18 protein-coding genes are annotated in these 23,214 nt (G+C 68.9%); 8 read left to right on the top strand and 10 right to left on the bottom strand.

What is annotated here, in order from left to right:
• Positions 1-5 precede the first annotated feature (5 nt).
• Positions 6-1,556, top strand: a complete 1,551-nt coding sequence (locus ABL840_RS12070; protein WP_093300962.1) for a TolC family outer membrane protein — start codon at positions 6-8, stop codon at positions 1,554-1,556.
• A gap of 21 nt (positions 1,557-1,577) precedes the next feature.
• Here ABL840_RS12070 and ABL840_RS12065 read toward each other — a convergent pair whose 3' ends face one another.
• A complete protein-coding gene (locus ABL840_RS12065; RefSeq protein ID WP_093300964.1) occupies positions 1,578-2,963 on the bottom strand; it encodes a 3-deoxy-D-manno-octulosonic acid transferase in 1,386 nt (461 codons plus the stop codon).
• 163 nt (positions 2,964-3,126) lie between these two features.
• Positions 3,127-4,509 carry a phosphomannomutase/phosphoglucomutase gene (locus ABL840_RS12060; protein ID WP_093300965.1) on the bottom strand — a complete coding sequence of 461 codons (1,383 nt, stop codon included), beginning with the start codon at positions 4,507-4,509 and terminating at the stop codon, positions 3,127-3,129.
• A gap of 113 nt (positions 4,510-4,622) precedes the next feature.
• On the opposite strand from ABL840_RS12060, the gene ABL840_RS12055 reads away from it, so the two are divergent.
• The 3 genes from ABL840_RS12055 to ABL840_RS12045 are packed head-to-tail and all read left to right on the top strand — an operon-like array spanning position 4,623 to position 7,740.
• A complete protein-coding gene (locus tag ABL840_RS12055) occupies positions 4,623-6,233 on the top strand; it encodes a DNA-3-methyladenine glycosylase 2 family protein (RefSeq protein WP_093300967.1) in 1,611 nt (536 codons plus the stop codon).
• Positions 6,234-6,239: 6 nt separating this feature from the next.
• Positions 6,240-6,737, top strand: coding sequence for a methylated-DNA--[protein]-cysteine S-methyltransferase (locus tag ABL840_RS12050; RefSeq protein WP_093300968.1), 498 nt, complete (start codon positions 6,240-6,242; stop codon positions 6,735-6,737).
• A gap of 40 nt (positions 6,738-6,777) precedes the next feature.
• Positions 6,778-7,740 carry a DMT family transporter gene (locus tag ABL840_RS12045; protein ID WP_093300970.1) on the top strand — a complete coding sequence of 321 codons (963 nt, stop codon included), beginning with the start codon at positions 6,778-6,780 and terminating at the stop codon, positions 7,738-7,740.
• 19 nt (positions 7,741-7,759) lie between these two features.
• Here ABL840_RS12045 and ABL840_RS12040 read toward each other — a convergent pair whose 3' ends face one another.
• Positions 7,760-8,425, bottom strand: a complete 666-nt coding sequence (locus ABL840_RS12040; RefSeq protein ID WP_093300971.1) for a DUF1345 domain-containing protein — start codon at positions 8,423-8,425, stop codon at positions 7,760-7,762.
• A 97-nt stretch (positions 8,426-8,522) separates the two neighbouring features.
• On the opposite strand from ABL840_RS12040, the gene ABL840_RS12035 reads away from it, so the two are divergent.
• On the top strand, positions 8,523-10,136 hold the full coding sequence (locus ABL840_RS12035; RefSeq protein WP_093300973.1) for a class I adenylate-forming enzyme family protein: 1,614 nt from the start codon (positions 8,523-8,525) through the stop codon (positions 10,134-10,136).
• On the opposite strand, the gene ABL840_RS12030 is transcribed toward ABL840_RS12035, so the two are convergent.
• Genes ABL840_RS12030 through ABL840_RS12020 form a run of 3 tightly spaced genes read right to left on the bottom strand, consistent with a single transcriptional unit; the run spans position 10,121 to position 13,640 of the window.
• Complete coding sequence (locus ABL840_RS12030; protein ID WP_093300975.1) at positions 10,121-11,671, bottom strand: acyl-CoA synthetase; 1,551 nt, start codon at positions 11,669-11,671, stop codon at positions 10,121-10,123. The genes ABL840_RS12035 and ABL840_RS12030 overlap by 16 nt on opposite strands.
• Positions 11,672-11,675: 4 nt before the next feature.
• Entirely contained in the window at positions 11,676-12,812 is a 1,137-nt protein-coding gene (locus ABL840_RS12025; RefSeq protein WP_093300976.1) for a DUF5938 domain-containing protein, read from the bottom strand.
• Positions 12,813-12,836: 24 nt separating this feature from the next.
• Complete coding sequence (locus ABL840_RS12020; RefSeq protein ID WP_093300978.1) at positions 12,837-13,640, bottom strand: SDR family NAD(P)-dependent oxidoreductase; 804 nt, start codon at positions 13,638-13,640, stop codon at positions 12,837-12,839.
• 203 nt (positions 13,641-13,843) lie between these two features.
• Between ABL840_RS12020 and ABL840_RS12015 the strand changes: the two genes are divergently transcribed.
• On the top strand, positions 13,844-14,518 hold the full coding sequence (locus ABL840_RS12015; protein WP_103893584.1) for a TetR/AcrR family transcriptional regulator: 675 nt from the start codon (positions 13,844-13,846) through the stop codon (positions 14,516-14,518).
• Between the two features lie 13 nt (positions 14,519-14,531).
• Here ABL840_RS12015 and ABL840_RS12010 read toward each other — a convergent pair whose 3' ends face one another.
• From ABL840_RS12010 to ABL840_RS12000, 3 genes are all read right to left on the bottom strand, one after another.
• A complete protein-coding gene (locus ABL840_RS12010) occupies positions 14,532-15,491 on the bottom strand; it encodes a LysR substrate-binding domain-containing protein (RefSeq protein ID WP_093300979.1) in 960 nt (319 codons plus the stop codon).
• A 76-nt stretch (positions 15,492-15,567) separates the two neighbouring features.
• Complete coding sequence (locus ABL840_RS12005) at positions 15,568-16,995, bottom strand: FAD-binding oxidoreductase (RefSeq protein WP_093300981.1); 1,428 nt, start codon at positions 16,993-16,995, stop codon at positions 15,568-15,570.
• A gap of 20 nt (positions 16,996-17,015) precedes the next feature.
• Positions 17,016-18,332, bottom strand: coding sequence for an MFS transporter (locus tag ABL840_RS12000; protein ID WP_093300982.1), 1,317 nt, complete (start codon positions 18,330-18,332; stop codon positions 17,016-17,018).
• 393 nt (positions 18,333-18,725) lie between these two features.
• On the opposite strand from ABL840_RS12000, the gene ABL840_RS11995 reads away from it, so the two are divergent.
• A complete protein-coding gene (locus tag ABL840_RS11995) occupies positions 18,726-19,292 on the top strand; it encodes a cytochrome P460 family protein (RefSeq protein WP_093300984.1) in 567 nt (188 codons plus the stop codon).
• 198 nt (positions 19,293-19,490) lie between these two features.
• Positions 19,491-19,874: a helicase SNF2 gene (locus ABL840_RS11990; RefSeq protein ID WP_093300985.1), complete on the top strand. Its 384-nt coding sequence runs from the start codon at positions 19,491-19,493 to the stop codon at positions 19,872-19,874.
• Between the two features lie 141 nt (positions 19,875-20,015).
• Here the strand turns inward: ABL840_RS11990 and ABL840_RS11985 are convergent, their stop codons facing one another.
• Positions 20,016-22,922: an ATP-binding protein gene (locus ABL840_RS11985; RefSeq protein WP_418116257.1), complete on the bottom strand. Its 2,907-nt coding sequence runs from the start codon at positions 22,920-22,922 to the stop codon at positions 20,016-20,018.
• Between the last annotated feature and the right edge of the window lie 292 nt (positions 22,923-23,214).

The following is a 23,214-nucleotide window of genomic DNA, read 5'->3' as shown; positions in this document are numbered from 1 at the left end:
GTTCAATGCCTTCCAGGCCCCGGCTTTCGCCTCTTTCCGCAGCGCTCGCAACCACCTTCGCAGCCCTGCTCGCATCGCCGGCCCTGACCCAGGCCCAGACACTGAACGAACTCTACGAATCCGCCCGCGGCTTCGACGCCACCTACCAGGGCGCGCGGGCCCAGTACGACGCGAGCATCGCGCGCGCCGCGCAGGCCAAGGCCGGCATCCTGCCCGCCGTGGGGCTCACGGCCGGCGTGACGCGCAGCGACCTCGACATCGAAACCCTCACGGGCACCGGCCGCGGCACCAGCACGCCGCGCGACTTCACCACGCAGAACGTCGGCATCAACGCCACCCAGCCGCTGTACCGCCCCGCCAACTGGGCGACCTACGAGCAGGGCAAGCGGCAGGCCGACATCGCGCAGGCGGTGCTCACCATCGCGGAACAGGACCTGATCGTGCGCGTGAGCCAGGCCTACTTCGACGTGCTCGCGAGCCAGGACAGCCTGGCGCTCGTGCGCGCGCAGAAGGTCGCGGTGGCCGAGCAGCTGGCTTCCGCCAAGCGCAACTTCGAGGTCGGCACCTCCACCATCACCGACTCGCGCGAGGCGCAGGCCCGCTACGACCTGGTGATCGCGCAGGAAATCGCCGCCGAGAACGACCTGCAGGTGAAGAAGGTGGTGCTCGACCAGCTGGTCGGCCGGCCCGGCAGCGTGCCGGTGCCGCTGACGGTGCCGGTGGTGCTGCCCACGGCCACGCCCGCGGACATCAACGCCTGGGTGTCGCAGGCCGACGAGGTGCATCCCGCCATCAAGCAGGCCCGCCTGGGCCTCGACGTGGCCGGGCTCGAGGTGGACAAGGCCAAGGCCGGCCACAAGCCCACCCTCGACGCCAACCTTGGCTACAACATCACGCGCAACCCGACCGGCACCAGCACGAGCACCGTCGGCACCCGCGTCAACGCGACCACGGTGGGCGTGACCTTCAACATGCCGCTGTTCGCCGGCTTCGCGACCGAGAACCGCATCAAGGAAACGCTGGCGCTGGAAGACCAGTCGCGCAGCGTGCTCGAGGGCACGCGCCGCAGCGTGGCGCAGGCCACGCGCGCGGCCTATCTCGGGCTCGTTTCCGGCGCGGGACAGGTGAAGGCGCTGGAAGCGGCCGAAGCGTCGAGTCAGAGCGCGCTCGACGCCAACCGGCTCGGCTACCAGGTCGGCGTGCGCATCAACATCGACGTGCTGAACTCGCAGAGCCAGCTCTACCAGACCAAGCGCGACCTCGCGCAGGCGCGCTACAACGTGCTGCTGGGCAACCTGAAGCTGCGCCAGGCCAACGGCACGCTGACGACCGACGACATGAATGCGATCAACGCCACGCTGGCGAGCAACGGCAGCGTGCCGGCCGTGCCGCCGGCCATCGGCCCCGATCGCGGTACGACGGCGCCCGCGGTGCCTGTGACGCCGCCGAGCATTCCGGTAGTTCCACCCGTGCCGGTGCAGCCCTTCAATCCGCCGGCGCCGACGATGCCCACGGCACCCGTGCCGCCGGTGATCCTGAACCCGCCGGTGCGCTGAGCGCCGGAGCTCCGGCCTCGATCAGTCCAGCGTGGGCTCGGCCCGCGCAGGCTCGACAGCCTCCACCGGCACGCCCTGCTCCGTCACCGGCTCCGCCGCCTGCGCGATCGCCAGCACCGCAGCGGCCGTGCGTTCGGCCGCACCGCGGTTCGACGACGAGAACGCCAGCGCGGCCTGCGCCATCGCGGCGCGGCGCTCGGGGTTCTCCACCAGCTTCAGCGCGGCCGTCACGGCCTGCTCCATGCCTTCGACGCGCAGCGATGCGCCGGCAGCCAGCGAGAGCTGCGCCGCCTCGGCGAAGTTGAATGTGGAAGGCCCCATGACCACCGGGCAGCCGCAGGCCGCTGGTTCGATCAGGTTCTGCCCGCCCAGCGGCTCGAAGCTGCCGCCGAGCAGCGCCACGTCGGCCAGGCCGTAGTACAGCGCCATTTCGCCCAGCGAGTCGCCGAGCCAGATCTCGGCCTCGGCCGGCTGGCCGGCGGCGCTGCGGCGCGCCACCGCGAAGCCCTCGGCCTCGATCAGCTCGGCCACCTCGTCGAAGCGCTGCGGATGGCGCGGCACGATCATCCATTGCACGTCGTGCACCCGCTTGGAGATCGAGCGGATCGCGCCCTGCTCCGGCGGCACCGGTGAAGTCGCGCCGAAGCGCTTGAGCACTTCGAGCAGCATGCGCTCCTCGCCGTCGCGCGAGCTCGCGAGCACGACCATCGGCTTGGGCAGGCGCTCGCGCAGCGAGTTGGCCGTGGCGAGCTGCCGCGCGTCAGGCGTGGCGTCGAACTTGAGGTTGCCGTAGATGCCGGCCACCTTGGCGCCGAGCGATACCAGGCGATGGGCGTCGGCCTCGGTCTGCGCCCAGACGGCCGTGAGGGCCGCGTAGGAGGGGCGCGCCAGCCAGGCCAGCCGCTCGGCGGCCGCCAGCGATTTCTCGTTGAGGCGCGCATTGGCCAGCACCAGCGGAATGCGGCGCTCGGCACAGGCGGCCGTCATCTCGGGCCAGACCTCGGTTTCCATCAGCACGCCGATGCGCGGCTGGAAACGGTCGAGGAAGCGTCGCACCGCGCCAGGGGTGTCCCAGGGCTGCCAGACCTGCGTATCGCCCGGCTCGAGCAGCTTGGCGCCCTCCTCGCGGCCGGTGGCGGTGCCGTGCGTGAGCAGGATCGGTACGCCCGGGTACTGGCGCCGCAGCTCGGCGATCAGGATGGCCGCCGCGCGCGTCTCGCCGAGCGAGACCGCATGCACCCAGCACTGGGCCTGGCCGGTGGTGGCTTCGTCGTAGTAGCCGAAGCGCTCCTCCACGGCCACGCCATAGCCCGGCTCGGCCTCCGCGCGGCGTCGCAGCTTGCGGCGCACCAGCGGTTGCACGACGGTGGTGAAGACGCCGTAGAGGCGCAGCAGCAGGGAACGCACGATTCAGCGCCCCTTCACACCGTTGCAGAACCCGCAACGCGTGAAGCCGGCACGGCCCTTCACGCCAGGGATACCGTGGAACCGGCTTTGCCGGGCCACCGGTATCGCCCCCTGGAAGGGGGTTGGCGCAGCGACACGAAGTGCGCGAAGACTGGGGGTCATCCTAATGTGCCGCTTCGGCCAGCTTGGCGTCGGGCTTCGCGGTTCTCAAAAGGGCCAGCATCTCGGCCTCGATGCGCTTCAGCGCGGCATCGGTCTGGCCTTCGAAGCGCAGCACCAGCACGGGGGTGGTGTTCGAAGCGCGGATCAGGCCGAAACCATCGGGCCAGTCGACGCGCAGGCCGTCGATGGTCGAGACCTTGGCGGGGGCGGCGAAGTTCGCGCCCTTCACCAGCTTGTCGACCACCGCGTGCGGCTCGCCCTCGGCGCAGGCCACGTTCAGCTCGGGCGTCGAGAAGCTCGTGGGCAGCGCGTTGAGCACCGCGTTCGCGTCCGGGCTCTTGCTCAGGATTTCGAGCAGCCGGCAGCCCGCATAGGTGCCGTCGTCGAAGCCGAACCAGCGCTCCTTGAAGAAGATGTGGCCGCTCATCTCGCCGCCCAGCGGCGAATCGATTTCCTTCATCTTCGCCTTGATGAGCGAGTGGCCGGTCTTGAAGATCATCGGCTTGCCGCCCGCGGCCTCGATGGCCGGCGCCAGGCGCTGCGAGCACTTCACGTCGTAGACGATGGTGCCGCCGGGCACGCGCGAGAGCACGTCCTGCGCAAAGAGCTGCATCTGGCGGTCGGGAAAGATGTTCTGGCCGTCCTTGGTGACGATGCCCAGCCGGTCGCCGTCGCCGTCGAAGGCCAGGCCCAGTTCGGCGTCGCCCTTGGCCAGCGCCGCGATCAGGTCCTTCAGGTTCTCGGGCTTGCTGGGGTCGGGGTGGTGGTTGGGGAAGTTGCCGTCGACCTCGCTGTAGAGCTCGGTCACCTCGCAGCCCAGGGCGCGGAAGATGGCCGGGGCCGAGGCGCCGGCGATGCCGTTGCCCGAATCGACCACGATCTTCATCGGCCGCGCCAGCTTGATGTCGCCCGCGATGCGCTCGATGTACGCCTGGGTCACGTCGACCTTGCGCACGCTGCCGCCCGCAGCGAGCTGGGCGGAGCCAGACTCCATGGTCCTGCGCAGGCCCTGGATCTCGTCGCCGTAGATCGCGCGGCCGGCCAGCACCATCTTGAAGCCGTTGTAGTCCTTGGGGTTGTGGCTGCCGGTGACCTGGATACCGCTCTTGCACAGCGTGTGGGCCGCGAAGTACAGCATCGGGGTGGTCACGGCGCCGACGTCGATCACTTCGATGCCGGTGGCCACCAGGCCCTTGATCAGCGCCTCGGACAGCGAGGGGCCCGACAGGCGGCCGTCGCGTCCCACTGCCACCGACTTCTCGCCCGCCGCGCGCGCGGCGCTGCCGAAGGCCCTTCCGAGCGCTTCCGCCACCTCCGCATCGAGAGTGACCGGCACGACGCCGCGAATGTCATAGGCCTTGAAGATCGACGCGCTGAGCTGCATGAAAGGCGTTTCCCTGCTGTGGATATGTAAACGGGGCATTGTAGGCAAGGCCCAGGGTGCCCACATGTCCGAAAACGGCCAGTTGAAACGAGTCGAAACCGTATCATTTCTTCATGCCCGCCAACCAAACCTCCACCGAAGCGCTCGAGAGCGACGCCTGCTACCTGGCGATGAAGACGCATGACGCGCGCTTCGACGGGTCGTTCTTCACCGCAGTGACCTCCACCGGCATCTATTGCCGACCGGTCTGTCGCGTCAAGCTGCCGCGGCGCGAGAACTGCCGGTTCTTCCGCCATGCGGCACAGGCCGAGGCCGCCGGCTTCCGCCCCTGCCTGCGCTGCCGGCCCGAGCTCGCGCCGCGCGCGGCCAGCTGGTCGACCGAAGACGCCTCGCGCATCCTCGCGCTGCAGGCGGCGCGGCTGATCGACGAGCCCGACGCCTGGTCGGAAGACGGCCCCGGCGCGGCGCAGATCGCGGCCCGCCTGGGCGTGAGCGACCGCCATCTGCGGCGCATCTTCGAGGCCCAGTTCGGCGTCTCGCCCCTGCAATACCTGCAAACGCGCCGCCTGCTGGCCGCCAAGCAGCTCATCGCCGACACCCGCCTGCCGATGACGCAGGTGGCGCTGGCCAGCGGATTCGCGAGCGTGCGGCGCTTCAACGCGGCCTTCCTCGAACACTACGGCCTGAACCCCAGCGCGCTGCGGCGTGCCGGCGGCGCCATCGCCGAGGGCGGCGAAGGCAGGGCCATCGAGGTGCGGCTGGGCTTCCGCCCGCCCTACGACGCCAATGCCATGCTCGGCTTCTTCGCGCGCCGTGCGCTGCGCGGCGTCGAGGTCGTCTCCACGGCCGACGGCAAGGAGCCCGCCAAGGGCAGCACGCCGGTCTATTCGAAGCTGACCCGAACGCTGCGCATCCAGCACGGCGGACAGGCCCACGCCGGCTGGCTGCAGCTGCGCTTCGACCTCGAGCGCGAGCAGATGCTGCTGTCGGTCAGCGATTCGCTGGCCGCGGTGCTGCCCATCGTCATCAGCCGCGCCCGCGCGCTGTTCGACCTCGATGCGGAGCCGATGGCCATCAACGCGGCGCTGCACGCGGCCTTTCCGCATGGCGACGGGCTGCGCGTGCCCGGCGCGGTCGACGGCTTCGAGCTCGCGGTGCGCGCGGTGCTGGGCCAGCAGATCACGGTGGCCGCGGCGCGCACGCTCGGCTCGCGGCTGGTCGAGGCCTTCGGCGAACCGCTGGCCGCGCCCATCGAGGGGCTGACTCGCCTGTTTCCCACTCCTGCGGCGATTGCCGCCGCGAGCGGCGACGAGCTGGGCCGCCTCGGCATCGTGCGGCAGCGGCAGACCGCGCTGCACGCCATCGCGCGCGAAGTCGCCTCAGGCAAGCTGGCGCTGCATGCGGGTGCCGACGTGCCTTCCACCATCGCCGCGCTGCAGGAGCTGCCCGGCATCGGCGCCTGGACCGCGCAGTACATCGCGATGCGCGCGCTGCGCTGGCCCGATGCCTTTCCGGCCGGCGACGTCGCGCTGCAGAAGGCGCTGGGCGTGACCACGGCCCGCGCCGCCAGCGAGGCCTCGCTGGCATGGCGGCCCTGGCGCAGCTACGCGGTGCTGCGGGCCTGGCATGCGCCAACCGCCGTTGCCCCGGCACCCTCCGCCAATGCAGCCGAAACGGCGGACACCGAATCTCCTCCAATCACCACGGCAGGCGTCGCAGCCTGAAGCGTCATGAAGTTCAAGAGCAAAGTCATCTACACCTCGCACATCGACACGCCGCTCGGCGGCCTCACGATGGCGGCCACCGACAAGGGGCTGGCCGGCGTCTGGTTCGACCAGCAACGCCACTGGCCCGACACCAGCGGCTGGGTCACCAAGGAAGACCACCCCGCGCTGGTCGAAGCCGCCGCCCAGCTGCGCGACTACTTCGCCGGCAAGCGCGACAGCTTCGACATGAAGCTCGACCTGTCGCACGGCACCGCCTTCCAGCAGAGCGTGTGGCAGCAATTGCTGGCCATTCCGGCGGGCGCCACCACCAGCTATGGCGCCCTCAGCGTCACCGTGGGCAATCCGGCCGCGGTGCGCGCGGTGGGAGCGGCCGTGGGGCGCAACCCGATCAGCGTGATCGTGCCCTGCCACCGCGTGCTGGGCTCGGACGGCTCGCTGACCGGTTACGCTGGGGGGCTCGAACGCAAGACAGCATTGCTGCAGCTCGAAAAGGCAATCTGAGCCTTCCGGGCGCACAGCAGAAAAGAACGACCGAGGACGCATGACCACAACGCAGAACAACAACGCCCCCGCAACCGGAACCGCCACCGCCGCCAAACCCCTCGCACCGACCGCCTGGCTCATCGACCTGGTGCTGCTGGGCGCGCTGTGGGGCGCTTCCTTTCTCTTCATGCGCATAGGCGCCGCGGAGTTCGGCGCGTTGCCGACGGCCGCGGTGCGGGTGGCGATCGCCGCGCTGTTCCTGTTGCCCATCGCGCTGCTGCGTGGACAGGGGCCGTCGCTGGCGAAGCACTGGAAGGCCAGCCTGCTGGTCGGCGTCTTCAACTCGGGCATGCCCTTCGCGCTCTTCTGCTTCGCGCTGCTGACCATCAACACCGGCCTCGCGGCGGTGCTCAACGCCACCACGCCGATGTTCGGCGCGCTCGTGGCCTGGGCCTGGTTTCGCGAGCGCCCCGCGAACTGGCGCCTCGTCGGGTTGCTGATCGGCTTCGCCGGCGTGGCGATGCTCGCCAGCCGCAGCGCCGGCCTGCATGCCGGCGCCAGCAGCAATGCCGCGCTCTTCGCGGTGCTGGCCTGCCTGGGCGCCTGCCTGTGCTACGGCATCTCGGCCAGCGCCACGCGCGCCTACCTGGGCGGCGTGCCCGCGCTGACCACGGCCACCGGCAGCCAGATCGGCGCCACCGCCTTCCTCGCCCTGCCCGCCATCCTGCTCTGGCCGGCACAGATGCCGAGCCTGCGCGCATGGCTCGCTCTGCTGGCACTGGGCATCGCCTGCACGGGGGTGGCCTACATCCTGTTCTTCCGGCTGATCGAGCGCGCCGGGCCGGCCCGCGCACTGACGGTGACCTTCCTGGTGCCGGTGTTCGCGCTCTTCTACGGCGCGGTGTTCCTGGGCGAAAACATCACGCAGTGGATGCTGATCTGCGCGCTGGTGATCGTGTGCGGCGTGGCGCTGTCGACCGGTATCGTCAAGCCGGGATGGCCGCGCAAGGCCCCGGCCTGAGCCTGCATCGCGGGGGCGCCTAGACGGCGCCCGCGACGACATTCACCGAAAGCGCCAGCACGAGCATGTTGAAGGCGAAGGCCAGCATGCTGTGCAGCAGCGTGATGCGCCGCATCTCCTTCGAGGTGGCCTGCACGTCGGATACCTGCGAGGTCATGCCGATCACGTAGGAGTAGTAGAGAAAGTCGAAGTAGTCGGGGGCGTCGTCGCCCTTGCCCGGAAAGTCGAGGCCGCCGTCGGGCGTTCCGTCCCGCTGGTCGATGTAGTAGCGGTGCGCGTAGTGGAAGGCGTAGATGGTGTGCATCGTCAGCCACGAGCCAGCCAGCGCCACGAGGCCCAGCGCCACGTGCCCGGCGCGCTCCCAGCCACTCAATCCTTTCACCTGCTGGAGCAGCAGGGCGATGGCCACCACGCTCATCGCCACGACCACCAGCATCGACACGAGGATCACCACGTTGGGCTGGTCCAGCGACTGCGCCCGTTCGCGCGTGCGCTTCGCGTCGAAGGTGCAGGCCAGCCACCATGCCAGCACCTGGTGCACGCCCACCGCCGTGCACCATCCGGTCAGCCCGCGCGTCATGCCGCTCATGGGCACCGACATCAGCGCGGCCGTGACGGCACAGCCGGCGACAGCACCGTAGAGAAGACGTTGGGGACCGGTGGTCGTGGAAAGGTGTCTGCGCATGGCGGCACTTTAGCGCCGCGGCAGCCAGTCTTCGCAAGACGCGGTTCGGCGCACGGCCTTAGGCTGCGCCCACCATCGAAGAACGGAGACGAAGAGCATGCCCGCAGCCGCCACCGGCCCTGTGCCGCCGCAGTTCCATTCGCGCATCTCGCGCATCGCGCTGGGAGACGTGATCCATCGCAGCGCCCGCCGCTTCGGCGCACGCACCGCGCTGATAGAGGGCGAGCATCGCATGACCTACGGCGAACTCGACGCCGCGTCGAACCGCTTCGCACACCACCTGCTGGGCCTTGGCCTCGCGAGCGGCGACCGCGTCGGCATGCTGTGCAACAACTCGATCCAGATGGTTGTCGCCATGCTGGGCATCCAGAAGGCTGGGTTGGTGTGGGTGCCGATCAACACCGCGCTGGCAGTGGAGGCCGTCGGCTACATCCTCGCGCACGCTGGCGTTCGCCACATCGTGATCGACACCGCGCTGCACGCGAAGCCCGAACTGCGTGGCCTGTTCGATGCGAACGGCATCGCGCCGATGCTGTGCGTGCTCGACGGAGACACGCCGCCGGCCGGCCTGCCGACCGTGCCGCAGGTCATCTCGCAAGGACCCACCACGCTGCCCGACGTGCACATCGACAGCACGCAACTCGCGCTCATCATGTACACGAGCGGCACCACCGGCCGCCAGAAGGGCGTGATGCATTCGCACGCCTCGGTGCATTCGGTGCTGCTGAGCAACATGGTCGAATGGGGCAGCAGCCCCGAGCGCGCCGACGTGTGGAGCGCCGTGCTGCCGCTCTTCCACTGCGGTCAGCACACGGTGGCGATGTCGGCACTGGCAGTGGGCGGCTCGCTGGTGGTGTTGCGCGGCTTCGATCCGGGCGCGATGCTCGCGGCCATCGAACGGCACCGCATCACCGTGACGGTGGGCTTGCCGATGATGTACGGCGCGCTGCTCGCGCACCCGCAGCGCGCGACGCGCGACCTCTCGAGCCTGAGGCTCTGCGTCTACGCGATGGCGCCGATGTCGCGCTCGCTGCTGCTGCGCCTGCTCGAGGAGTTCTGCCCCAACTTCGCGCTGGCCTCGGGCCAGACAGAGATGTACCCCGGCGCCACCATCTTCGAGACGCACGAACAGCGCCGGCGCTTCGGCTCCTACTGGGGCGTGGCCACGCTGGTGAACGAGGTCGCGGTGATGGGTGACGACGGCGCGCTGCTGGGGCCCGAGCAGGTCGGCGAGATCGTCTTTCGCGGCCCCAACGTGATGCTCGGCTACTACAACGACCCCGAGGCGACGGCGAACGCACAGCGCTTCGGCTGGCATCACTCGGGCGACCTGGGCAAGCTCGACGCTGACGGGCAGCTGGTCTTCCTCGACCGGCTGAAGGACATGGTCAAGTCGGGCGGCGAGAACGTGCCGTCGATCAAGGTCGAGGAAGTGCTGTTGCGGCACCCCGCCGTGCTCAACGCCGCGGTGGTGGGCCTGCCGCACGAGCGCTGGGGCGAGGCCATCACCGCCTTCGTCACGCGCAGGCCCGACGCGCCCGCGGACTTCGAGGAGGCCGCGCTGATCGCGCACTGCAAGGAGCACCTGGGCGGCTTCGAGGTGCCGAAGCAGGTCGTCTTCCTGCCGGCGCTACCGATGACCTCCACCGGCAAGATCCAGAAGTTCGAGCTGCGCCGGGCGCACCACGACCACTATCAGCGCGGCGGCTGATCCGCGCGCTGCAGCAGCGCAGCCCGCACCTCCTTCTTCAGCACCTTGCCCACCTTGGAGCGCGGCAGGTCGAGCCACAGCTCGATCTGCTTGGGCGCCTTCACGCTGCCGATGCGCGCCTTGACGAAGGACTTGATCTCGTCCGGGTCCACCTGCCGCCCGGCATGCAGCTGCAGCACGGCCACCACGCGCTCGCCCCACTTCTCGTCGGGCAGGCCGACGACGGCGCTGTCCTGCACGTCGGGATGCTGCATCAGCACCTGCTCGACCTCGGCCGAGTAGACGTTGAAACCGCCCGAGATGATCATGTCCTTGGCGCGGTCGACGATGTAGAGGAAGCCGTCGGCATCGAGGTAGCCGATGTCGCCCGTGTGATGCCAGCCGTGGCGCGAGGCCTCCTCGGTGGCCTGCGGGTTCCTGTAATAGCCGAGCATCACGAGCGAGCCGCGCACCACGATCTCGCCGCTCTCGCCCGTGGGCAGCAGCGCGCCATCGCCGTTCATCACGCCCACCTGCACGAGCGGACCCGGCCTGCCCGCCGAGGACAGGCGATGCCGCGCGACGGTACCGTCGGCGTTGAAGTGCTCGCGCGGCGACATCATCGAGATCATCATCGGCGCCTCGGTCTGCCCGAAGAGCTGGGCCATGACGGGGCCGATCTTCTGCAGCGCCTCTTCGAGCCTCGCGGCCGACATGGGCGCGGCGCCGTACCAGAAGCACTGCAGCGAATCGAGCTTCGTCTGTGCGAGCTGCGGGTGCTGCAGCAGCATGTAGATCAGCGTCGGCGGCAGGAAGGTGTGGGTGACGCGATGCTGCTCGATAAGGCCGAGGAACTCGCCCAGGTCGGGCCTGGGCATGATCACGACCTGCCCGCCCAGCGCCATCACCGGCAGGCACAGCACGCCGGCCGCATGCGTGAGCGGTGCCAGCGCAAGGTAGACGGGTCGGCCTTCGAAGGGATAGCCCATCAGCGTCAGCGCCGACATCGCCTCGAGATTGCGCCCCGACAGCATCACGCCCTTGGGCTGGCCGGTGGTGCCGCCTGTGCCGGCGATCATCGCGACGTCGTCGGGCGGGGCGATGTCGAAGGGTGAATCGTCCAGGCCCTCCAGCCAGTCGTCCATCGAGGGTGCGAAAGGCTGCCGCTGATCCAGGCACACCAGCGCCCGCAGCTTGGGCAGCTGCGACCGCATCTGCTCGACCATGGGCGCGTAGTTGCCGTGGAAGACCAGGCACGCGCAATCGAAGGCATCGAGCACGTAGGCGTTCTCGCCCGCCTCGTTGCGCGGATTGATCGGGCACCACACGCAGCCCGCGCGCGATATGCCGAAGACAGTGGCGAATGCCGTCGCGTCGTTGCTCGACAGCACTGCCACCTTGTCTCCGGGCCGGATGCCGGCGCGCTGCAGGCCCCGCGCCACGCGCCAGCTGATGCGCTGCACCTGGGCATAGCTCAGGCTGGTGCCGCCCATGGTGAGGCACGGCGAATGGGCGCCGAGCTGGGCGCCCTTGTCGAGGTAGTCGACCAGGCGCATGGGATCAACCCATCCGGGTGATCACGGGCTCCTGCACCAGCCCGAAGCCGCGCAGCGCGCCCAGCAGCTCACGATGCCCGAAGGCCTGGCAGCCCGATGCGAAGCCTGCGCGCCGTGGCGGCTGCTGCAGCAGCGAGGCCGCCGCATAGGCCTGCAGCAGGCCGGTCTGCTTGTAGTTGCAGTTGCCGAAGATCACGCAGTGCACGCGGCCCAGCGGACCGGAGGCGTGCACCGAGTCGACGGACTTGTTGATGCGCGGGTTCTCGCGCGGTGGCATGGTGTTCATCACGCCCGCCGCGGTCTGCGCCAGCGCGGCATAGCGGTCTTCGTCGTTCATGCCTTCGGTGGCCTTCAGCGCGGCCGCCACGATATGCGGCACGCCCTGCATCAGCGGCTTGTTGAAGACGCCGCCGAGCACCTTCACGTTGGCCACGCGCGGATCGCGCTTGAACCACACCGGGTGCGAGGTGCCGCCCCAGGGCAGCGCCAGAGCAGCCTCGTGCTGGCCGGGAATCGAGAGGTGGTACAGGCCCGCGTCGGGTTGCCATTCCACGTACTCGTTCTGCTCCAGGTAGTAGGCCTTCGAGGTGGCGGCATTGACCAGGATGGTCTGGGTGGACGCGATGGTCGGGCTGCCGCCCCAGAACACGGCGATGTCGAGCGTGTCGAGGCCGGGCGTCTCCAGGCACAGCTGCGCGGCGATCTCGCCGGTGGTGTACATGTGCGCGAGGCCCGGCGACAGCAGCAGGCCAGCGGCGGCGAACTTCGCGCCGTACTTCTGGTCGAGCGTGATGAGCCAGTCCTGCTCGCCGGTGGTGTCGGTGTAGTGGCATTCGGCTGCCAGGCAGGCATCGACCACTTCGGGACCGAACCTGGCGAAGGGCCCCACCGTGTTGAGCACCACCGAGGCGCCGGTGAAGAGCTCGGTGAGCGCGCTCACCGAATGCGCCACTTCCACCACCTCGTAGTTCGCGGTCTCGATGCCGGGCACGTTGGACTTCATCGCCGCCTCCACCTTCTGCGCGCTGCGGCCCGCGGCGATGAAGGGGATGTTGTACTCGCGCAGGTATTCGCACACCAGCCGGCCGGTGTAGCCGGAGGCACCGTATACGACGACGGGTTTCTTCTTGCTGCTGCTCATGTCGTGTCTCCTTTTTCTACGTGCTCACATGCCCATGCCGCCGTCCACCGCGATGCCGGCGCCGGTGATGAACCGAGCCGCATCGGAGCAGAGGAAGACCACCACGTCGGCCATGTCGCCGACTTCGCCCAGGCGCCCGAGCGGCGTCTGGCCGACCACATCGCCCACGGCCGCCTCCACGCTCGGCGCGAGGCCGGCGGCGACGATGTCGTGGGCGAGCTTCATGCCCATGTCGGTGGGCACCAGTCCCGGATAGATGCAGTTGACGCGAACGCCGTAGCCCAGCTTGCCGGACTCCATGGCGGCGACGCGGGTGGCGCGGTCGACGGCGGACTTGGTGGCCGAATAGCCGGAAATGGCCGGGAAGGCGATGGTCGCAGCGACCGACGCGATGTTGACCACCGCCCCGCCGTTGCCCGCGCTGCCGCCGGGGCGCATCGCGCGGAACGCGTGCTTCATGCCGAGCAGCGTGCCGGCCACGTTCACGTCGAGCATGCGGCGCAGGTCGTCGGCATTCACGTCGACCACCAGCGAGGTGATCTCGATGCCGGCGTTGTTGACGAGGATGTCGAAGCCGCCGAGCTCCTTCACCGTGGTCTCGGCGGCCGAGGCCCAGTCGCCGTCTTTCGTCACGTCGAGCGGGACGAAGCCCACCTTCGCCCCCGACGCCGACAACCTGGCGGCGGTTTCGCGCCCCAGGTCGGCGAGCACGTCGCCAATCATCACGGAAGCGCCGGCCGCGGCCAGCGCCTCGGCGATGCTCGCGCCAATGCCGCGCGCACCGCCTGTCACGAGCGCACGGCGCCCCTTCAAGTCGAACTTGGCCATCACTTGTCTCCTGTGGATGTGTTGTGAGATGGAGCGGTCATCCTAGAAATCGACTTTACGACTGTCAAGATTTTTCTTGTCACTCGTCAAGTTTTTATAAAATGGCATCCGTGACACGCCGGATGCGGGTTCTCCCGCTTGCGTGCTATGGTTTGCGATCACGAGGAACACAGGGGCCGGCAGGCATGCGGCCCGGCTTTTCAATGACGACACATCAACGGGTAAAGAAGCACGCCGAACGGGTGCCCAAGGCACGGGTCGACAAGTTCTCGGAGCGCCGCGCCGAACTGGGAGAAGCCGCGCTGACCACGCTGGCGGCGCTGGGCTACGCACGCACCAGCCTGCGCGAGATCGCGCAGAACTCCGAGTTCTCGCACGGCGTCCTGCACTACTACTTCAGCGACAAGGTCGACCTGATCATCTGCAGCGTGAAGCAGTACAAGGCCCGCTGCGTCACGCGCTACGACCACGCGGTGGAAAGCGCCACCACCTACGACGAGCTGATGGAAGGCTTCCTGCAAAGCCTCGGCGCCACCCTTTGCGACGAAGGCCACGTGCACCGCCTCTGGTACGACCTGCGCTCGCAGGCACTCTTCGAGGAAGCCTTCCGCGCCGACGTCGTGCAGATCGACAAGAGCCTCGAAGACATGATCTGGCGGATCATGAGCCGCTTCGCCGAGCTCTCGGGCGAGGAGCCCGGCATGTCGCCCTCTGCCACCTACGCGCTGTTCGACGGGCTCTTCCAGCAGGCGCTGCTCAAGCACATGTCGGGCGATGCGAAGGCCGTCGACAGCCTGAAGGCCGACGTGCGCGAAGCCATCGGCCGCCTCTTCACGCCGCCTGCAAAGGCGGCCGCGCCCCGCAAGCGCCGCGCCTGAAGCGCGACGGACCTTACTTCGCCTTCCTCGCCGGCGCGAGCGCGCGCGCGCCGGCCCACTGGCCGCTCTCGCACAGGTCGCGCACCACATCCGCGATCAGCGTGCACACCGCACGCTTGGCGTTGGTGGCCGGCAGATGCACGGACACGCACAGCCCCAGCGTGCGATGCATCGACGGCAGATCGATGCGATGCGCAACGAGTCGGCCTTCCTGCACTTCGCGCTGCGCGAGGCCGAGCGGCATGATGGTCGGCCCCAGCCCCGCTTCCACCGCCGCCTTCAGCGTATAGACCGAGTTGATCTCCGCGACCACCTGTGCCGCGGAATGCCCCGCCTGCTCCAGCACCGCATCGACCAGCCAGCGCGTGCAGTGGCCGTGCGCATGCGCTGGCCACACCAGCGGCCGCGCGGTGGCCTGTTGGATGCTCACGTCGCCGGGCGGCAGCGCATGCGGGCTCTGCGGGGAATCGAGGAACACGAAGTCTTCCTCCACCAGCGGAGTGAACTGGATGTCCTCCGCCGGCATCGCGGGCGAGAACATAGCCACGTCGACCCGGCCGCGCAGCAGCTGGTCGGCCATGTTGCCGGTGAGCTCCTCGTTCAGGTGCAGCACCACGTCGGGATAGCGGCGTGCCGCCGCGCGCATCAGCGGCAGCGCGATCATGGGCGACACGCTCTGCGGCAGCGCCGCGACCACCGATCCCGACACCGACTCGGCCGCCACATGCACCGCGGCCCTGGCGTCGCGCACCTGCTTGGTGATGCCCTGCGCGTATTCGTAGAAGACCTTGCCCGCCTCGGTCATCGCCACGCCGTTGCGGCTGCGCAGCAGCAGCTGTGTGCCGAGCTCGCTCTCCAGCTCGGCCATCTGCTTGCTCAGGGCCGACTGCGCAATGAAGAGCTGCTGCGCGGCGCGCGACAGGCTGCCGCAATCCACGATGGCAACGAAGTACTTGAACTGGCGCAACTCCATCGAAAGACCTCCGGCCGCACGCCGCGGAGCGCGGGCGAGGCCGGAGATTCTAGGCGGCACACCCTGCCCGCCGCGCTCAGCCTTCCGCCAGGCCGACGACCTTTCCGGGGTTGAAGATGTCGTGCGGATCCAGCGCCTTCTTCACCGCGCGCATCAGCGCCACGCCGTGCGCGCCGTGCTCCTCGACCAAATACTTCATCTTGTGCAGCCCCACGCCGTGCTCGCCTGTCGACGTGCCGCCGTGGCGCAGCGCGCGCTGCACCAAACGGTGGCTGAAGGCCTCGGCGGCCTCGTTCTCCTGTGCGCTGCCGGGGTCCACCAGCACCAGGCAATGGAAATTGCCATCGCCGACATGACCCAGCACCGGCACGAGCAGGCCGTGCTCGGCGATGTCGGCCTGCGTCTCCTCGATGCACTGCGCGAGCGCGGACAGCGGCACGCAGGCGTCGGTGCTCAGGCTGCGGCTGCCCGCCTTCAGCTGCAGGCAGGCGAAGTAGGCGTGATGGCGTGGTGTCCACAGCCGCGAACGCTCCTCCGGCAGCCTTGCCCACTGGAAGGCGCCACCCCCGTGACTGCCCGCGATCTCCCGCACGACCGCAGCCTGCTCGTCGACCTGCGCCTGGCTGCCGCCGAACTCCAGGAACAGCGTGGGGTGTTCGCCCAGCGTGGTGCGGCTGTGCGCATTCACCGCGCGGATGGTCAGCGCATCCAGCAGCTCGGCGCGCGCCAACGGCACGCCCGTCTGGATCGACTCGATCACGCAGTCGACCGCCGCGCGCACGGACGGAAAATGCACCACCACCGCGGCATACGTCTCCGGGTGCGGATGCAGCCGCACCGTGGCCTCGGCGATCAGCCCCAACGTGCCTTCGGATCCGCAGTACAGCTGTGTGAGGTTGTAGCCCGCCGAGCTCTTGCGAGCCCGCGAGGCGGTGCGCACGATGTCGCCGTCGGCCGTGATCACCGTCAGGCTCACGAGGTTGTCGCGCATCGTGCCGTAGCGAACGGTGTTGGTGCCCGATGCAGCCGTGGCGACCATGCCGCCGATGGACGCATCGGCGCCGGGATCGACCGAGAAGAAGAACCCCGTGCCCTGCAGCGCCGCGTTCAGCTGCCCGCGCGTGACGCCAGCTTCCACGGTGGCCGTGAGATCGCCGGGCCGGATCGCCAGCACCTTGTTCATCTGCGAGAAGTCGACGCACACGCCGCCCTCGACGGCCAGCAGATGCCCCTCCACCGACGACCCCACGCCGAAGCCGATGACCGGCACGCGCTCCCGAGCGCATGCACGCACCACGAAAGCCGCCTCCTCGGTACTGCGCACGAACACCACCGCGTCGGGCGGCTGCGGCGGGTAGGTCGATTCGTCGGTGCCGTGCTGCAGCAGCACGACCTTGCTGGTTGAAAAGCGTTCAGCGAACCTGCCTTGCAACAGCGCAAGCAGTTCCGGCGACGGGGAACGCCGCGTGTTCGAACGCACGGGAATGTTCACGACCGAATCCATGGGAGCCTCCTGAATGCCGGTCAGCGCTGCGACGAAGCGCGCCCAGGCCTGACGAACAGCACAAGCACCGCGCCGATCACCAGCAGGGCCGCCAGCATGTGCAGCCCCGCGTCGGTGCTCTGCGTCGCATCCTTGATGAGCCCGATGAGGTACGGCGCGCTGAAGCCCGAGAGATTGCCGAACGAGTTGATGAGCGCAATGCCCGCCGCCGCCGCCGCACCGCCCAGAAAGGCCGTGGGCATGCCCCAGAAGACCGGGAAGGTCGACATGATGCCCATGGTTGCCAGCGTGAGCCCTGCCATCGCGAGCGTCACGTTGCCGTGCGAGGCCACGCTCAGCACCAGCCCCGCCGCGCCGACGACCGCGCCGATCGCGCTGTGCCAGCGGTATTCGAGCCGGCGGTCCGCGCTGCGGGCCATGAAGTACATCGCGACCACACCGAAGGTCCACGGAATGGCGCTGAGCAGGCCGATGTCCAGCGCGCCCTTCACGCCCGTCGCCTTGATGATGCTGGGCAGCCAGAACGAGATACCGTAGAGCCCCGAGGTGTAGGCGAAGTACACCAGCGCCAGAAGCCATACGCGGCCGTTGCCCAGCACGCTGGCGATGCGCGGCTCGGCCTTGCCGGCCGCCTCGGCGGCGATGTCGCGGGCGATGAGCTCACGCTCGGCCGGCGTGAGCCAGCGCACGTCCTTCACGCGGTCGTCGAGGTAGCGCCACACGATCAGGCCCAGCGCGACGGTCGGCAGGCCCTGCAGCAGGAACAGCCACTGCCAGCCGGCCCAGCCGTTGACGCCGCCCATGCCCTGCAGGATCCAGCCCGAGAACGGCCCGCCGAGGATGCCCGCGAACGGGATCGCCGCGAGGAACAGCGACGTGGCCTTGCCGCGCCGCGCGGCCGGGTACCAGTAGGTGAGGTACAGGATGATGCCGGGGAAGAAGCCCGCCTCGGCCGCGCCGAGCAGGAAGCGGATCAGGTAAAACGACGTGGGCGAACTCACGAACATGGTGCCCGCCGACAGCAGGCCCCAGGTGATCATGATCCGCGCGATCCAGCGGCGCGCCCCCACGCGGTGCAGCACCACGTTGCTCGGCACCTCGAAGAGAAAGTAGCCGATGAAGAAGATGCCCGCGCCCAGCCCGTAGACCGCGTCGCTGAACTGCAGGTCGCCCTGCATCTGCAGCTTGGCGAAGCCCACGTTCACGCGGTCGAGGTAGGCCACGATGTAGCAGAGGAACAGCAGCGGAATCAGCCGCCATCCGACCTTGCGGTAGACGGCATCGGAGGTGCTGTCGAAGCGGCCCTCGTAGGGCTGCGCGATGGTGCTGGTGCTCATGGGTGCGTCGCTTTCCTTCGCCTGGTTCGGCTGCACGCGATGGTCGCGTCCGCCCCCGCCGCTCGGCTGCGGGTTTCCACGCAATATTCATATGGATTGAAGATCGGCGTATCTCGCAACGAGATGCGCGAGGCAGGTGCACGCGGCGAAGACGGTGCACGCCGCGCTGGAAATGCACCGGACCGATGCGCAGGTGCGATCGGCCGCCGTAACGTAGTGTGTGGACCGGCGAAGCGCGATACACGCGCATACGCAACATGCGGGGACAAGGAAGAAGGCGGCAGACCATCGGCGCGCCCCGGGGCGCGAACCTGCGTCCCGTCGGCATCTCGACCTTGTCCAACCAACAACCGCACACCCATGAACAATCCACACACACATCAGCCTTCCGGCATGGACGCAGCGAAGGCATCGTCCCGTTCCTTCAAGGGCGCGCCGGCGAAGCTCGCCAGCTTCGGCCTCCTCGCGCTCGCTGCCGCGCTGGCCACTTTCGCGGTCGCGCCCATCGCGGCGAAGGAGACCCGCACCGCCGCGGCAAGCTCCGACGCGTCGCCGATCTACGGCGTCACCATCCCCAAGGGCTACCGGCAATGGCAGCTGATCGCGCCCGCCATCGAGGCGGAGCCGCTGAACGAGTTGCGCGCCGTGCTCGGCAACGCCAAGGCGATCAAGGCCTACGACCAGGGCACGCTGCCCTTTCCCGACGGAACCGTGCTCGTCAAGCTCGCCTGGAAGCATGTGCAGTCGCCGGAGTTCGCGCCGGCATCCATTCCGGGTGCAGCCACCACCGTGCAGGTGATGGTGAAGGACTCGAAGAAGTACGCCGCCACCGGCGGCTGGGGCTTCGGCCGATTCATCGACGGCAAGCCCGCGGACCTGGCACAGCACCAGACCTGCTTTGCCTGCCATCAGTCGCTTGTGAAGAACCACGACTACGTGTTCACGCGGCTCGCGCCCTGACGGGTCGCAGCCGATGGCTCGCACCTGCGATTTTGAAATTTAGTGTTGACGAACACGGCCCGGATACAGAGGCATACGCAAACCGGTCATGAGGTGCCTGAGCGGCCGAACAATCTCTCCATCAGTTCGGAAAAGCACATGCGATCCGACTGACAACCGCTCTTCCGAATCGTCATCACCTACCCGAAAGGATTCATCATGAAAGCTTCTGTCCTCCTCGCCGCCGCTGCCGTCTCCTCGTTGTTCGCCTTGAGCGCGAGCGCCGAGCAATACCAGGGCGTGCTCCAGTTCCATTCGAGCGCGAGCCGCGTCAGCGTCAGGGCCGAGGCCGTCGTTGCCTCGCACGGCGCCGACCCCTACCGCGAAGGTGCTTCGGCAGACGTCGCTCCCGCACTGCCCACCTTGGCAATGCGCGCGGACACGCGTGCCGAAGCCGTGGCGGCAGCCCGCGCAGGCAACATCTACGCGGACGGCGCCAATGCCGATGCGCCCCGTGCGTTCACCAGCACGCTCGATCGCGCGGCGGTGCGTGCGCAGGCACGCGCAACGGCGGCCCGCGGCGTGACCGAGGGAACGCTGTAAGCGGCCACCACCGATGCGCATCCGCTTCCATCGCTCCTGACGCCGGGAAATCCAGATGGTCCTTTCCCGGCAGCAGCCCGCCGCTCGTTCCTGGTCAAGGAAGCGCGGCGTGGCTGCAAGGGCAGCGGACCGCACCCTGCCCTAGTCCATCGACACGTCGAGCAGCCGTTCGGCTTCCTGCAGGTCCGCAGTTTCGAAGCCCTCGGTGTATAGGGCGAGCACGCCGGCAAGCAGTTCCTTGCCCTCGCCTCCGCGCCCGGCCTTCTCCCACAGGCGGGCCAGGTCCATCGCCACACGCAATTCCCACGAGCGCGCGCCCTGCTGCCTGCTCACCGCCAGCGCTTCGAGCAGCGACTCTTCTGCGCTCGCCGCGTCCGGCGTCACCGCACCCGAGAGGGCACGCGCCTTCACGCGAAGAAGCTCCGGGAGGTTGTAGAGATCGCCCTTGGCGTGCACCAGTGCGAGCGTGTCGTTCATCAGCTCCAGCGCATCACTGTTCCTGCCGATCGCGTTCAGGCCTTCGGCGAGCGTGATGTTGAACGACGTGGTGAGCAGCTCGTAGCGCGACGCACGCAGCTCGATCAGCGAATCCTGGATCGCCTGCACGCCCCGTGCGGCGTCGCCGCGCTTGATGGCGAGTTCGCCCTTGACGCCGCGGCCTACCGCGAGATACGGCGTCAGCGAATGCGACTCCGCATAGGCGATGAACCGGTCGATGTCCTGCTCGGCGCGCGCGAGGTCGCCAACCCACATGTAGACCGACACGGCCCATATCAGGGCGATGCACAGCGTCACGGGATGGTTCAGGTGCCGCGCCTCCTCGACCGCGCGCTGGGCGACGATAACGGCCTGCGAAGGCTGCCCCTGCAGCCACAAGGTCCTGGCCAGCGCGATGCATGCGCGGTTGTGGAAATCGAAGCCGGCGTGGATGCTGCTGCGCTGCCGGGACACCGGGGCGCCGGCGATAGCCGCCTCCAGAAAATGGCGCGCACGGGGCTGGTCTCCCACCAGGTGATGGCAGAGGCCCACCAGCGAATTGGCCGTTGCCTGCGCAGTCGCGTCGTCGATGGAAGCGGCCACGGCGGCGCAGCGCCTGGCATGGCTGAGCGACTCGACGAAGTCGCCGATGCGCTCATGGAAGATCTGCAGCCGGCCCAGCAGCTCGACCTGGCTGCGCGAGTCGCCGAGCTCTTCCGCCACCTGGAGGCTGCGTTCGAGCGCGTGCCGCACCTCGTCGCTGTGGCCGCGGGTGAACATCTGCGAGAGGCCGACGGCCGCCTGCAGATGCATCTCGGCGGCGCTGCCTGCAAAGGCCGTACCCAGCTCAGCGAGCGCGCGCTTCGACCAGTCGTGGCACTCCGCCAGCAACGACATCGCCATGAAAGCCGGCACGGCCGCCAGCACCAGCGAAACGCCCAGCTCCCTTGCATCGGCGCGATCGAAGCACCAGGCGAGCGCGGCCCTCACGTTGCCGAGGTCCGCGAGATCCGACGCGCGCGCCGTGTCGCGCGAGAAGGCGTCGTCCTGCTCGGCCATCTGCTCCAGGCGCTTGCGGAAGTAGACCGCGTGGCGCCGAGCAGCCGAGTCGGCCAAATCGGCGCCGGCCTTCGAATGCGCGTACGCGCGGGTGCTCTCGAGCAAGCGGTATTGGGTCGAGGTGCCGGAGCGCCGGATGGAGAGCAGCGATTTTTCCGCGAGGCTCGCGACGGCATCGACCACCTGTACCTGCGTCAGCTCCTGGTCCGCCGCCACTTCGCGCGCGGCTTCCAGCGAAAAGTGACCCACGAAGACCGACAGCCGGCAGAGCACCAGGCGCTCCGGCATGTCCAGAAGCTCGTAGCTCCAGTCCAGCGTGGCCTGCAGGGTCTGGTGCCGGGGCTGCGCCGTGCGCTGCCCGAGCCACGAGAGCGACAGGCGCTCGTCGAGCAGGGCTGCCGTCTGCTGGAGCCCGTAGGCCGCAACGCGCCTGGCCGCGAGTTCGATGGCGAGCGCGACCCCGTCGAGCTTTCTGCAGATGCTCGCGATGACGGGTGCGTCCTCGTCGTTCAGCTCGGGCATCGCGCCGCTGGCGCCGGCCCGGTCGACGAACAGGCGAGTGGCGGGATACATGAGGATGTCGCGCGCCGCGAGCCCGGGCTGGTCGGGCGGGTTGTCCAGCGGATCGAGCAGATGGATGTGCTCCCCCTGCACGCGCAACGCCTCGCGGCTCGTGGCAAGTATGTGGATGCGCGGCGCCGCCTGGAAGAAGCGCTCGGCCAGCGAGGCGGCTGCCGCGATCACGTGCTCGCAGTTGTCCAGTATCAGCAGCATCCGCCTTTCGCGCAGGTAGGCGATCAGGCTCGGTATCGGGTCGGCGGAGCGCACCGACAGCCCCAGCATCGACGCGATGGCGCTCGGCACCAGGCTGGGGTCCAGCAGCATCGAAAGATCCACGAACACCACGGCACCGTTGAATTCGCCGAGCATGTCCTGCCCCGTGCGGACTGCGACGGAAGTCTTGCCCACGCCGCCCGAGCCAACGATGGTGACGAACCGCGTCCTGGCCAGCTGGGCCGGGATCGCGGCCAGGTCCTTCGCACGGCCGAGCAGTTCCACCGGCTGCGCGGGAAGACCGGGTTCGACAGGGCTTGCCTCGGGTTCCGGCTGCGTGTCGGGGGCGGTAGCCGCCGGGGCGATGCGGGCCACGAAACAGTAGCCGCGCCCGACGACGTTCGACAGATACCGCGCGCCCTCCTGCCCGTCGCCCAGCGCCTGCCGCAGCATCGCGATCTGGTAGCGCAGGCTCCCGTCCGAAACCACCATGCCGGGCCAGGCCAGCGCCATGAGTTCCCGCTTGCTCACGATGGTGTTGGCATTGGCGACAAGGGCGAGCAGAACGTCCATCGCCCGCCCGCCAAGATCCACCGGCACCCCGTCGCGCTCGAGGAGCCGCTGCGCGACGCGCAGGGTGAACGGCCCGAAGGAGACGGGGCCGGTGGTCTTGAAAGAGGTGTCGTCGCTCATGGAGATGGGGAACTGCGGCGTGCCGCGCAGGCGGTGCAATGCCAAGCCGGACGCGATCGATCCGATCGGCCCGGCGAACCCGCCGGCCGCCTCGGCAGCGCGGGCGGACGGAGCATAACCGAGGGTCGCAGCACGCCCAGCACCAGCCGATTTGTATGGCCGTGTGTCGGCCCGCCCCCGAGGTACCTGCGCATGCGATTCGGCCCTTTCTTCACACACGCGGGATACATCCGCCCACTTCAATGAAGGCGTTTCAACTTCACGGAAATGCCTGCATGAACACCCTCCATCCATCCCTCTCGCGCCGCCACCTCCTGGCCACGTCGATCGCCTTCGG

The sequence above is a fragment of the Variovorax sp. NFACC27 genome, assembly GCF_048301545.1.
GTDB classification, from domain to species: Bacteria; Pseudomonadota; Gammaproteobacteria; order Burkholderiales; family Burkholderiaceae_C; genus Variovorax; species Variovorax gossypii.
Note: the sequence above shows the minus strand (reverse complement) of the source record. Positions and strands in the feature narration are given on the sequence as shown.